10 protein-coding genes are annotated in these 12,565 nt (G+C 73.1%); 6 read left to right on the top strand and 4 right to left on the bottom strand.

Features of this window, described 5'->3' with window-relative positions; genetic code table 11:
- Positions 1 to 202: 202 nt before the first annotated feature.
- Positions 203 to 1,459, top strand: a complete 1,257-nt coding sequence (locus ACFV4F_RS26795) for a pyroglutamyl peptidase (protein ID WP_380506097.1) — start codon at positions 203 to 205, stop codon at positions 1,457 to 1,459.
- Positions 1,460 to 1,816: 357 nt separating this feature from the next.
- A complete protein-coding gene (locus ACFV4F_RS26790; protein WP_380506094.1) occupies positions 1,817 to 2,653 on the top strand; it encodes an NmrA family NAD(P)-binding protein in 837 nt (278 codons plus the stop codon).
- A 318-nt stretch (positions 2,654 to 2,971) separates the two neighbouring features.
- Here ACFV4F_RS26790 and ACFV4F_RS26785 read toward each other — a convergent pair whose 3' ends face one another.
- Positions 2,972 to 3,430, bottom strand: coding sequence for a hypothetical protein (locus ACFV4F_RS26785; RefSeq protein ID WP_380497421.1), 459 nt, complete (start codon positions 3,428 to 3,430; stop codon positions 2,972 to 2,974).
- A 313-nt stretch (positions 3,431 to 3,743) separates the two neighbouring features.
- On the opposite strand from ACFV4F_RS26785, the gene ACFV4F_RS26780 reads away from it, so the two are divergent.
- Positions 3,744 to 4,091, top strand: a complete 348-nt coding sequence (locus ACFV4F_RS26780) for a hypothetical protein (RefSeq protein ID WP_380506091.1) — start codon at positions 3,744 to 3,746, stop codon at positions 4,089 to 4,091.
- Positions 4,092 to 4,213: 122 nt separating this feature from the next.
- Entirely contained in the window at positions 4,214 to 4,642 is a 429-nt protein-coding gene (locus ACFV4F_RS26775; protein ID WP_380506088.1) for a DoxX family protein, read from the top strand.
- A gap of 230 nt (positions 4,643 to 4,872) precedes the next feature.
- On the opposite strand, the gene ACFV4F_RS26770 is transcribed toward ACFV4F_RS26775, so the two are convergent.
- Complete coding sequence (locus tag ACFV4F_RS26770; RefSeq protein WP_380506085.1) at positions 4,873 to 6,045, bottom strand: helix-turn-helix domain-containing protein; 1,173 nt, start codon at positions 6,043 to 6,045, stop codon at positions 4,873 to 4,875.
- 269 nt (positions 6,046 to 6,314) lie between these two features.
- On the opposite strand from ACFV4F_RS26770, the gene ACFV4F_RS26765 reads away from it, so the two are divergent.
- Together ACFV4F_RS26765 and ACFV4F_RS26760 are read left to right on the top strand one after the other, a co-directional pair.
- Positions 6,315 to 7,580: an Ig-like domain-containing protein gene (locus ACFV4F_RS26765; protein WP_380506082.1), complete on the top strand. Its 1,266-nt coding sequence runs from the start codon at positions 6,315 to 6,317 to the stop codon at positions 7,578 to 7,580.
- A gap of 96 nt (positions 7,581 to 7,676) precedes the next feature.
- Positions 7,677 to 8,735 carry a hypothetical protein gene (locus ACFV4F_RS26760; protein WP_380506079.1) on the top strand — a complete coding sequence of 353 codons (1,059 nt, stop codon included), beginning with the start codon at positions 7,677 to 7,679 and terminating at the stop codon, positions 8,733 to 8,735.
- A 144-nt stretch (positions 8,736 to 8,879) separates the two neighbouring features.
- On the opposite strand, the gene ACFV4F_RS26755 is transcribed toward ACFV4F_RS26760, so the two are convergent.
- Complete coding sequence (locus ACFV4F_RS26755) at positions 8,880 to 9,524, bottom strand: DUF4360 domain-containing protein (RefSeq protein ID WP_380448108.1); 645 nt, start codon at positions 9,522 to 9,524, stop codon at positions 8,880 to 8,882.
- A gap of 255 nt (positions 9,525 to 9,779) precedes the next feature.
- The gene (locus tag ACFV4F_RS26750; protein WP_380506076.1) at positions 9,780 to 12,371 is read right to left on the bottom strand and encodes a glutaminase domain-containing protein; all 2,592 of its coding nucleotides are present in this window, start codon (positions 12,369 to 12,371) and stop codon (positions 9,780 to 9,782) included.
- Positions 12,372 to 12,565: the final 194 nt, after the last annotated feature.

Raw genomic sequence — 12,565 nt, 5'->3', positions numbered from 1 at the left:
GCAGCCACCCGCCCCCGTCGCTTCCTCCGGCGGCTATCGCGAACCACGGGCCCCGCAGGAAAGGCCCTCGACCGGCCGGGCCCGCATCACCGGTCCGGGGGCGTCTGCACGAACACCGGTCCGCCGCATGCGTGCTGGTGCCCCTTCAGTGCCATGTGTAATGTCACACGCCATGATGCGGACCTCTCGTACAACCCGCCGGGTGCCCAAGGGCGCGCTCGCCCTCCTCGGCACCGTCACCGCCCTCGCCGCCCTGCTCGGGCCCGGCGCGGGCCCGGCCGTCGCCGACGGCGGATGCCGCACCGACGTCACCGTGACACCGGACCAGGAACAGGCCCGGCTCTCCGACCCCCGCACCTCAGCGCTCGTGGACGGCGGCGGGTTCGGCGACTTCGTGCGCCGCTTCCCCGCCGCCCTGTGCACCGCCCGCACCGCCGCCGACGCACAGCGCCTGCTCCGGGACTGGGGCGAGGCGCTGTGGACGTCGGCCGTCGACCGCGCCCAGGGCCGGCGCCCCGCAGGCACGCTGCCGGCCCGGGACGACCGTCCGCTGTACTGGACCCGGGTGGCGATGAGCCTCCGACTCGCGCAGTGGCAGCCCGGGTTCCCGGCCGACCGCGCCGCCCTGCGCCGCGGCTTCGAGGACGCCTCCCGGGGCCTGGCCGACAACGGCTTCCGGGGCACCCAGGGCGTGCGCCGGTACTTCGTCAGCGGCTTCGATCCCTTCGGCCTGGACTCCGAACTCCGCGGGGCCAACCCCTCCGGCTCGGCCGCCCTGCAACTCGACGGCCGCCAGGTCACCCTGGCCGACGGCAGCCGGGCCGAGATCCGTACGGTCGTCCTCCCGGTCCGCTACGCGGACTTCGACCGGGGGGTCGTGGACCGCGCCTTCGCCCCGCGCCTGGGCGCCGGCCCGCGCGCGGCCGACCTGATCACCACGGTCAGCCAGGGCTACCCCGGCCTGTTCACCCTGGAGGCCTGGGCCGGCCGGGCCCGCTCGGCCGATCCCTACCCCGACAACCTCGACGCCCTCGGCGGCGGCAGCCCCGACCACCCCACCGACCCGCCCGGCCTCGCCCCCGGCGCCGAGTTCATCGCCACCAGCCTGCCGACCGCCGCCATGGCCACCGTCCAGCAGCCCTACCCGGTCAAGCTCAACACCGACGTCACCGAGATCCCCGCCGGCGGCACGCAGCCCGTCCACCGCGAGGACGGCCCGACTCCGGGCTCACGCTCCGTCGAGGGCGGCGGCGGTGGCTACCTCTCCAACGAAGTCGCCTACCGCTCCAACCTGCTCCGGCTCGCCCTGGCCCCGCAGATCCCCGGCGGCCACCTGCACACACCCGTGCTCACCGGCCTGCCGGCCGACCCCGCACAGCTGACCGCCCCCGACTTCGAGCACGCCGAGGCGGCCATCACCGGCGAGGTGCTGGACGTCCTGCGCCACACCACGGGCTGACCGAGGCCCGGCCGACCCGCTCGTGCGAGCGCCGCCGCCAAGTCCATGCCGACGCCCCTGTCGGCCTGCTGGTGTGCCGTCAGCCGCAGGACCGTCAGCAGGCAGGGGACGGCCCCGCTGCGCAGCAGGCCTCTGTCGCCGCTGCCCGGCGGGGCCGGGCCGAGGCGCTGGTCCCGGGCCCTCGTCGCGTGGAGCCCTGAGCCGAACCGGGCCAGCCCCTTGGGCATGTGCACTCCCCCTCGTCGGCGGCCGCTCCTCGCACCGCGCGAGGCGGGCGCCGCGTGGGCCGACACGATAGTCCGAGGGGCCGACATAGGGGCGGGGCATAGGGCGGGGCCGCCCGGCGTTCGGGCGGTCATGACCAAGATTCTGGTGATCGGTGCGAACGGCAGCGTGGGCCGGCACGTCGTGGCCTCGCTGGCCGAACGCAGGCACGACGTGCGGGCGTTGGTGCGGGACGTCTCGACGGCCTTGGTGCCCGCAGGGGTGGAGGCCGTGCAGGGTGATTTGGCCGCGCCGGAGAGCCTGGAGCATGCACTGGACGGCGGGGTGTCGGCCGTCTACCTGATGTGGCCCGGGATCCCGGTGCAGCCGCGGGTCGTGGAGCTGATCGCGAAGCACGCCGAGCGGGTCGTCTACCTGTCGGCGGACGTGGCCGACCTCGCGGACGACGAACCGCCGGTGATCTTCCACCAGGAGATCGAGCGGCTCATCCGCGCCTCCGGCCTGCGCTGGACCTTCGTCCGGGCGATCGACTTCGCGGGCAACGTACTCGGCTGGGCCGACCAGGTACGCCAGGGCGTCGTCCGCTGGCCGTACGGCGGGGCGCGACGCTCCCTGGTCCACGAACGGGACATCGCGGACGTGGCGGTCGCCGCCCTCACCGAGGAGGGGCACGACGGCGCGAAGTACGTGGTCACCGGCCCCGAATCGCTCCCGCACACCGAACTGGCGCGGATCATCGGCGAGGAGACCGGCACCGGGGTGCGCTGGGAGGAGCTCGCACCGGAGACGGCCCGCACCGAGCTCACCGCGGCCTGGGGGAACGCGGCGTTCGTCGAATCCCGGCTGCGGGCCTGGGAATCGTTCACCCATGAGCCGGAACGCGTGACGGACACCGTGCACCAGGTGCTCGGCCGCCCGGCGCGCAGCTTCCGCTCGTGGGTCCGGGACCACGTGGAGGACTTCCGGTAGGCGTCGCGTCCCGGAGTGGCGGTCGGGACGGCGGCGGTCGCCGGGCGCGGCTGCCTCGCAGCCGGGCGGCCGAGCGGCCGACGCGTGCTGCTCGGTGTCGTCCGGGACAACGGGGTCTGTCGACCGGGGTGCCCCCGCTGTACGGGGCGGCGCGGAAATACGAGGCGGCCCGGTGGGGCCGACCGGAGGCGACGATGGTGGACAGGCGGGCGGCTGCCTCGGGTCTCACCCCGAGGCAGCCCGGTCACCCTGCGGCCCGGCCACCGTGCGGCCCGGTCACCGTGCGGCCCGCTCGGCTCGCCCGGGTCTCTCCCACCCCTAGAACGTCGCCTTGGCGCAGTTGCCGGGGTTGGTGGACCAGAGTGTCTGGCTGAACCAGGTGAAGTCGGGCCGCTGGACTCCTACCACCATCCAGCAGCGCTGGCCGCGGCCGGCGACCATGACGTCGCGGCGCCCGCGGTCGTAGACGCCGTGGAGTTTTCCGTCCGCCCCCTTGTAGACGGTGTAGACGAAGAGGTTGCAGGTGCGCTCGCCCGAGCGGACGGCGGTGCCGACCCAGGTGGGCGTGTTCGAGATGAGGCCGCCGGTATAGCTGAACTTGGCCTCCACGCGGCAGCCGCCCGAGTAGAAGTGCACGTCGAAGTTGTGGTTGGTGTTCCAGACGCCCTCGGGATATCCGGCTGCGCTCGCGGTGCTCACGTTCGCAAACGCCAGGCCGGCGGCCACTCCCACGGCCACGAGGACCTTCCGGGCGACTCCCATGCGCTTCGTGCTCATCACTGCCTCCGGCAGAAGGGATGGTGCACATCACGGACACGTCGATGATGTGGCTCAACTCACCCATAAATGAAGGGATTTGAGCGAGATATGAGCCTGGGATGCCACCCGCTCGGCCCGACCGCCCACTTCTCCTTCACCCGGTGACCGCGTTGGCGAAGCAGTGGGCCGTGTTCCGTTCTCCCCGTCCAGCCTGGCTTCGGTGTTGCCGTCGGTCCTGATTCCGGGTCAGACTTCCTGGTGCAACCGCCCGTCGACGGGTACGGCCTGTTTCCGGGCGGGCGGCTGGCCTACGGAGGGGAGCCCGTACGACGTGCCGTTCTTCAAGCGCAAGGCCAAGGCCGAGAGCAGCAGCAGCAACTGGCAGGACCACCCGGCGGCTCGGCTGCAGGTGGGGATGACCAGGGACCGGTTGGTCGAGATCCTCGGCCCGCCGACCAAGTCCATCGGCGGGGAGGAACTCCTCGGTGGCTACGGGTCCGTCAGCGGATCGGCCCGGGCTGTCGACAGCGTGTCGAGCAGCGAGTACATGATCTTCGAAGCCACGCCGAGCGGATACGAGACCTGGGTGGTTCTCCAGCGTGGTGCAGTCGTCAGCGCGCAGATCAAGACGTCCGGCACGCCGCGCGAGGTCGTCCTGGAGGTCGGGGAGCCCATCTAGCCGGCCGAAGCGTCGGGCTGCTGGAAGGCCCGGGAAATTTCTTCTCACCGGACCGATGAGTTCGGACGGTGGCGGCGGTCAAACCTGGGAAAGCAACGACAGCCGCACCGGGGAGACCTGAAATGTCCAGCACTGCCACCACCTCCACCACCGCCACCGCCACCGCCGTGAAGTCCGGCAAGGCCGCCGTCCGCTTGGTCTGGACGCTGCGGGTCCTGCTCGCGCTCTTCTTCGCCCTGGCCAGCGCGCTGCCCAAGCTGCTCGCGCTCCCCGCCGCCACCACCGTCTTCGACGCCATCGGCTGGGGCCACTGGTTCATGTACCTGACCGGGCTGGTGGAGCTCGCCGGAGCGATCGGCCTGCTGGTCGGGCGGCTGGCCGGGCCGGCCGCGACGGCGCTCATCGTCTTCCTGGCGTTCGCGTTCCTCACCCAGCTCACCGCGATGCACGGGGAGAACGCCGGGACCCCGTTCATCTTCATGGTGCCGCTGGCCGTCATCGCCTGGAACCGGCGCACCGAGACGGCCGAACTGCTCGGCCTGCGGCGTTGACCGGATGCTCGCAGGACCCGCCGGCACGGGCACGGCGTCGCGGCGCGCTGGCCGGCGCTCTGGCCGGTCGCCCACGGCGACCTGCTCATCGCCGGCGGCATGGCCAAGGCCAAGGTCGCCGAAGTGTTCCTGGTGGTGGCCTTGCCGTGGTGTTCGCAGCGCAGCGAGGACACCGACCACCACCGCCGTCCGCGCGGGTGGGGTCCCGGTGCGGGAGCCCCGTGCGGCCGTCACTTCTGGAAGGGGCTCGGCTCCCAGGCTTTGCCGCCGGCCGGGTAGCTGTACAGCGGTCGGCCCTTGACTGCGCTGGTGCGGAACGGCGCGCCGTCGGCCAGGCCGATGGGCAGTGTGCCCGTCCGGTTGCCGCTGGACCACTCCAGTTCCAGGTACCAGCTGACGTCGTGGGAGGTGGTCTCGGCGGTGACCTCGATGACCTCCGGGTCCCGTTCGCTCACCTTGAGCGGCAGGCCGGTGCTGCCCCCGGTCAGGACCGGACGGGGGCGGGCCGCGTCCAGGTCGAGGTCGTAGGAGTGGACGTCCATTCCGCCGCCGCAGCCCTGGCCCATGGAGTAGGCGTTCCAGGCCAGCGGGGCCGCCGTCCGGGCGACGCGGACGTTGAGGGCGGTCAGCACCACGGTGTCGCCGCCGGTGCCCTGCACGGTGAGCTCGATCGACTGGTAGTGGCCGGGGACCGCACCGACCTCGGAGGCCCAGGCGGGGACGTCCGCCACCGCGGGCGGCCGGGGGACTTCCGACGGCGGACGGTCGACCACGTACTGGTCGCACTCGGCGTCCCGGAGGGACGGGCGGACCGTGACGGTGATCGGGGCGCTCGCACCCTGGTCCGCGGTGCCGACAGGCCCCGCCGGGGCGGGAGCGGACACGGGGTCACCGTCCCTGCGGGTCTTGAGATCGGTGGCGACGGCGCCGATGGTGGCGAGCACGACGATTGCCGTCACGGCCGCGAGTACGCTCCGGCGCGAACGCCTGCGCGGCGGCACTGCGGGGGTGAGCGCCGGGCCGGCCGTCTCGTCCTCTGTGACGCTTCCCGCGGCCGGTTGCGGTGTCGCTTCCGGCGTCGGCGCCGGTGCCGGTGCCGGTGCCGGTGCCGCCGCGGCGGGGGCGGACGCCTGCCGGTTGCCCCGCGCCTCGTGGGCGATGCCCCACAGCCGGTAGAGCTCGGTGCGCTCCTCCGGGGTCGCCCCGCACAGCCGCGCAAGGCGCTCCAGCGGGGCGAACTCCGCCGGCATCACGTCGCCGTTGCAGTAGCGGTGCAGGGCCGACGTGCTCACGTGCAGCCGCTTGGCCAGTGCGCCGTAACTGAGGCCCGAACGGCTCTTCAGCTCCTGGAGCAGCCGCGCTGCCCCGTCCGCCTCCCTCAACTCCCCGGTCCCCTCTGGCACTGATCCTCCACCCCGTTCCTGAACCCCCACGGTGATCGCGCCCCCCGGCAGCGGCCGTCGCCGGAGCCGGATCACCTGGACGCGGACCGGCGGCATCGGCATTGGCATCGGCCGCGCCGTCCCGGCGCCCGCGAGCGCGTCCCAGGAAGGTTACGTCTTCCCAGCTCAAACAGGGTAGAAGCGTCCCCGCGTCCCTGATCGTCGGCCCACCGTTGCAGCCGGGACGAATCGGCGCACAAGCTGGCGGCGAACACCGAGAGGGAGCAACTGTGAGCACTGTTCGGGCGGCCCGGGCCGCTATACGCACCAACGTCGTCTTCCACCGCGGGGCGGTGGCACTGGCGATGGGCGGGATCCTGCTGATGTCCTCGGCCTGCGGCGACGGCCAAAACAAGAGCGCTGACACCGCCGCCTCCGGCGCACCCTCAGGCACCCCCGGCGACACCCCCTCAGGCACCCCCGGCGAGGCGGCCGGCGCGGCGACGCCGAGGACGTCGACCGCGGTGCTGGACGTGGAGCCGAAGGACGGGGCCCAGGCGGTCGCACCGACCGCGCTCCACGTGAGCGTCTCCCACGGCACGCTCACCGCCGTCGCCGTGACCGACAAGGACGGCAAGCCCGTCCAGGGCTCGATCACCCCGGACGGCACCGGCTGGAAGCCCGCCGCCGCGCTCGCCCCCGGCACGGCGTACACGGTGAACGCCCAGGCGAAGGACGCCGACGGCCTGGTCTCCGCGGCCACCAGCGCCTTCACCACCGTCTCCCCCGGCAAGCGGGTGTCCAGCAACGACAACATCGCCGACGGCCAGACCTACGGCGTGGGCATGATCGTCAAGGTGGACTTCGGCAGCAGGATCGTGAACAAGGACGCCGTCGCCAAGGCCATCACCTTCGAGACGGACGACGGCACCGAGGTGAAGGGCCACTGGTTCGGCGACGACCGGATCGACTTCCGCCCGGCGCAGTTCTGGAAGCCGAACACCAAGGTCACCATCCACTACCGGCTGAAGAACGTCGAGGTCGCCCCCGGTGTCTGGGGCGACGTCGACAAGGACGAGCCGTTCGTCATCGGCCGCTCCCAGGTCTCCACCGCGGACGCCGCCACGCACCTGTTGACGATCGTGCGGGACGGCCGGACCACCACCGTGCCCGCCACCCTCGGCGACGACAAGCACCCCTCCTGGGGCGGAACCATGGTCGTCATGTCCAAGGAGAAGGTCACCCACATGAACTCCCAGACCGTCGGCATGGGCAACGAGTACGACATCCCCGACGCCCCGCACGCGATGCGGCTGACCAGGAGCGGCACCTACCTCCACGGGAACTACTGGTACAAGGGCGACCCGTTCGGCAAGGAAAACACCAGCCACGGCTGCGTCGCGCTCAAGGACGTGGAGGGCGGCAGCGACACCTCCCCGGCCGGGTCGTTCTTCAACAGCTCGCTGATCGGCGACGTCGTCAAGGTCGTGAACACCAAGGAGAAGACCGTCGCCCCCGACAACGGCCTCGGCGGCTGGAACCTGGCCGACTGGTAGCACCCGCCCGCCGGCGTGAGTCCCCGTCGGGGCAGCGGGGCGGCTCCCGGCCGCCTCGCCGGTCGGTGTGTCCGAACGGGCGGGCATACTGGCGCCGTGCCGACCGCCGAAGACCCCCACCAGCACCCGTCCCGCGAGCCGGAGCCGGCCGAGCCGGGCCGGGCGACACCCGATCCGTTCGAGGGGCTCGTCCTGGACGAGCGTTTCGTCAAGGACGCCGCCGTCAAGGAGCCGACCGCCCGGACCCGGATGCTCGCCGCGCGGTGGCGGCAGGAGCCGCCGGTGGATCCGGGAGGCCGCCGCTGGACGCCCGGGGCCGCCTCCGGCACGGCCCGCTCGCGGTGGTTGCGGCCCGGACGGCGGCGCACCGTGCTGATCGCGGTCGCCGCGTTCGCGGCGCTGGTGGCCGTCGCGGTCGGGACGGACCCGGCCGGTCTGCTGAACGGGGGCGGCCCGGTGGCGCGCCACCCGCGGGCCGTGCCCGCCTCGCCCCGGCCGGCCGCGGACGTCGCGCTGCCCGGCGGCGGGGTCTCCGACGGCACCAGGTGCGGCGCCAAGGGCTTCCACCACTTCGAGCCGGCGCCCGGATCCTTCACCTTCGCCGGGTCACTGGCGGACGCCCCACCGCCGGGACCGCAACTCGCCCTCGGCTCCTACGGGTTCTCACGGGACGCGGCGAACGACCCCGGGCGCTTCACCATCGGTCTGGACCTCGCACCGGGCCCCGGCGGCAACGCACTGGACCTGTCCGCGCCGCTCGGTCAGCAGGGCGTGGCGGTGGAGATCGAGGGCCCGGACGGCCTGGTCGGCGGGGCCCACGGACTCCCGCTCACACACGACGGCGACGCCCCGCCGGGTGACGCCCCGTCGGGTGACGCCCCGTCCGGCGCGGGCGGCACCGTCCACGTCGGACCGGAGAGCGGCGCGTCCGTCCGGGTGAGCCTCCCGGCCGCGGCCCTGTGCCCGGGCTTCGACGGCTTCGCCGTCCAGCAACGCCTGGTCGCACCGACCGACTCGCACAACACCATCACCGGCCAGCCGTACTACCGGCTCACGGTCTCCATCTCCGATCCGGCGATCGGCGCGCTGCGGCGCAAGGCGGGCTCGACGGTGCCGGGCGACGTGCTGGCGACCGACAACCGGATCCCCCGCTGACCGGAGTTACCCGAGGAAGGTCCCGACGACGCCCGGCGGGAACGGCGAAGGGGCGGCCCGGGCTCGGGCCGCCCCGACGCGGTGCTGCCACCGGTCACGGGAGCCGCTGGCCCGGACGCACCCGCCGGCCGCAGCGCCAGGAGGTCACGGGCACTGCTTCCAGGCCAGGTGGTACACGGTTTTGATCCCGCCGGCCGTCGAGTCCATCCCCAGGAAGCTGGTGGCGCCCGGGCTCGACGTGCCGGGATCGACCTGCAGTTCGGTGTCGATGCCGAGGCTGCGTTCCTCCCCGCAGGGGGCGAAGACCAGGGCCGCGGTGTCCACGGTGTCGGTCACCTGCCAGTCGTTGTTGAATCCGCCCTTGAAGTGATGGGTCTTGTGGATGGTGCGGGGGTCGCCCTGGAAGTGGTAGCCGGCCCGCACGGTCCCGGACGCGCCCGGCGCCAGTGACGCGAAGCCGCTGTAGCCGGCGGACACGATCGCGTAGGTGGAACCACCGGGGACGTGCACGAGCAGGTTGAGCTGACAGTCCTTCCGGAAGTCGGTCGGCGCCGACCCGGGTCCCACCTGGGCCATGTAGTTGCTGTAGGTGACGGTGAAGGCGGTGTTGTCGGGGGACACGGCCACGGCGGCCGTCCCCGCCGGGCAGCCGGAACCGGCGGCCGCCACGCTGTCGATGACGATCCGGTCCGGCGGCGGGGGCGGAGGCGGAGGCTGGCTGCCGCCGAGAGCCGACGAACCGAACAATGATGTAGCGACACCGGTCGCGGCCAGCACGCGGAGCACCATGGGCTTCCCTTCGATCGTCCACGGATCCGGGGCGGGCACGGCTTTCCGGGCCCGCCCCCGGACTTCACGTCGGCATCGCACCACACGTTGCACGCCCGAGCACGGAAGGTGACGCCCCGGTCACTCAGACGGCCTTCAGGGCGGAGGTCGCATGACATGGCAGGCTCGGAAGCAACCCCGGAGGCAGCCGGCCGCGGTGATGCGCCGCCGTCGGCCCGGACCGTACCGCCGCGGCCGGACCTGCCGGTGGCGGCCTCAGACCAGGCGCCAGAGGTGGTCCGGCGTCCCGTTGTCGGTCCACTGCGTCACCTGGGCGCCGTCGGTGAGGCTCTGGTCCTGGACGGCCAGGAGCTTGCCGCTGTGGACGTTGACGATCTTCGACCAGCCATTGCCGGCATCGAGCAGGCGCCAGAGGTGGTCCGGGGTGCCGTTGTCGTGGTACTGGCGGACGAAGGCGCCGTCGGTGAGGCTCTGGTCCTTGACCGCGAGCAGCTTGCCGGTGGCACGGTTGTAGATCTTCACCGTGCCGTCGCCGTTGTCGACGACCGTCCACAGGTGGTCCGGGGTGCCGTTGTCCGACCACTGGGTGACGTTGGCGTTGTCCAGCAGGGACTGGTCGGAGACGGCCAGCAGCTTGCCCGAGCGCTGGTTCTGGATCCGGTGCCAGGAGACCGTGGAGCCCGTCCGCGGTGCCACCAGGGCGAAGATCCCGCCGACCACCGGGCGGGCCTGGAACGGTTTGGTGGCACCGGTCGTGGCGTCGTACCAGTCGCCGAAGGGGACGCGCCCGGTGCCGGTGCTGACGAAGCTGTGGACGCCGTTGACGAGGGTGTCGCGGACGGTGCCCTGGTCGCGCAGCCAGGCGGCCGTCCACAGCTCCCAGTCGGCCTTGGTGTAGCCGTTGCCGTCCAGCACCACGCCGAAGCCGGCGGCGTTCGCCTGGTACCAGGCGGCCTCCTGGGCCGCGACGCCGGCCGGGACGAGGTCCAGGCCCAGCAACTGGTCGGCGAAGCCGTTGTACTTGAGGCTCCAGGTGTTCGCCGAGCCGTACGCCAGGTCCAGGTGGGCCGCGCCCGGGTCCTGGGCCGAGGTCAGCCACTGGCTGATGTAGCCGCGCGCGGTGGCCGCGTAGCGTGCCCGGTCGGCGTCGTTGCCCGCGAAGCCCGCCACGACGCCCATGGCGCCGATCGCGATGATGCCCTTGAGCGCGAGGTTGGCGTTGTGCGCGACGGGGCCGGAGAAGTCGTCGGTGGACAGCTGGCTGCCGGGGTCCAGCGCGTTGCCGACCAGGTAGTCGGCCCACTGCTTGAGGACGGCGTAGTGCGCCTGTGCGAACGAGGCCGCGTCGGCGGCGGCCAGGCGTTGCAGCAGCGCTGCCGTCATGATCAGCATGTTGGCCGACTCCTCGACCGGCATGTCCTCCTCGACGCCGTCGTTGTGGCCGGCCGCGTTCGGGTAGTGGGTGCCCAGGTCGTGCACGGCGAAGCCCTTGGGCCAGCCGCCGTGTTCGCAGTAGGCGAGGATCGGGGTCAGGAGCAGCTGCAGGTAGCTCGGTGAGAGGTAGAGGAAGAGCGGCAGCGCCGGGTAGACCACGTCGATGGTCGAGACGTTGCCGTCGGAGGAGATCTCCTTGAGGAAGGCCCAGGGCGCCCCGTCGTAGCCGGCCAGTTCGGTGCCGGCCACCGCCTGGCGCAGCGCCAGGGCGCACAGCGCCGCGTAGTCCGTGCCCAGGGCCCCGCCGCCGACCGCCGCGCTCGCGTCGTTCCGGATCCGGGCGTCCAGCGCCGTACCGGCGAGGAGCGCCGCGCCGTAGTCGGCCAGGAACCAGTCGGCCATGTCCGGCCAGCCGTTCCAGTACGCCCGCCACCACGGGTCCAGGTTGCCGCCGAGGTAGCTCAGTGCGGGCCCGCGGACGTGGCCGACGGCCACCACGAACTCCGCCGACGCGGTGGCGCCCACCGGGCCCAGGTCGCGGCACAGGCCCAGCACCGGCCAGGAGTCGTCGATCGCCCGGGGCTGGTTGGGATCCGAGGTGCCGGCCAGGGCCCCGTTCGAGGCGGCCGCGCTGCGCACCGCGGTGTCCGCGCCGATCTGCCACGTCGTGCCCGGGGCGGCGGGCGTGGCGAGGACCACCGTGCCCCAGGACGCCTGGTCGCCGTGCTCGGCGAGGACGGTGGGGTTGGCGGGGGTGACGGTGAGCGCCAGGTTGCCGCCGGTGGTCCGCTGCTGGGACCAGGTCACCGGCTGGGTGATGTCGCCGTGTGCCCACTCCCCCGAGATGTCCAGGTGGAGCTGGACGGTGTGGCTCTGGCCGTCGTCGGCCACGGCCCGCATCGACACGTAGCTGAACGGGACGCACTGGCGCTGCAGGTCGTTCAGGTCGACCGGGGAGAAGAACGTCACGGTCAGCGTGACGCCGCCGGCGGTGAAGGTGTAGATCGAGCGGGTGGCGGTGAGTTGGAGCGAGGTCTGGGTCATGGTGGCGCCGACCACCGACTGCGGCGGGTTGCCGGCGAAGAGGTGGCCGGTGCCGTCGATCCGGGCGATTCCGCAGAACGCGGTGACGTGCCCGTTCCAGAAGGTGGACCAGGTGCCCGCCAGGTTGTCGCCCGCCTGCCAGGTGTTGAGGTAGGGCGAGCGGACGGCCAGCGGCGTGGCCGGGGGGCGCAGCGGGGTGAAGGCGGTGGAGGCGGTGGAGGCGGTGGAGGGCTGCGCGCGGGCGGCGGCGGGGGCGGCGGTGAGGGCGCCGAGCGGTCCGGCGGCGGCCAGGGCGGCGGCGCCGGCGCCGATCAGCAGGGCGCGGCGGGACGGGTGGTGGGCGGGGGTGGTGGCCTCGGTGTCCGACATCCCGTCGGCTCCCTTCGAAGGTGGTCGGGGCGTGGGTTGGGCGTGGGTTGGGCGTGGTCGGGGGTGTGACGTGTGGTGGACGCGTGGACGTGCGGACGTGCGTGCGGCGTGCGGCGTGCGGCGTGCGGCGTGCGGCGTGCGGCGTGCGGCGTGCGGCGTGCGGCGTGCGGCGTGCGGCGTGCGGCGTGCGGCGT

Source organism: Kitasatospora sp. NPDC059722 (genome assembly GCF_042733235.1).
Lineage (GTDB): Bacteria > Actinomycetota > Actinomycetes > Streptomycetales > Streptomycetaceae > Kitasatospora.
This window is presented reverse-complemented; position numbering and strand designations above follow the sequence as displayed.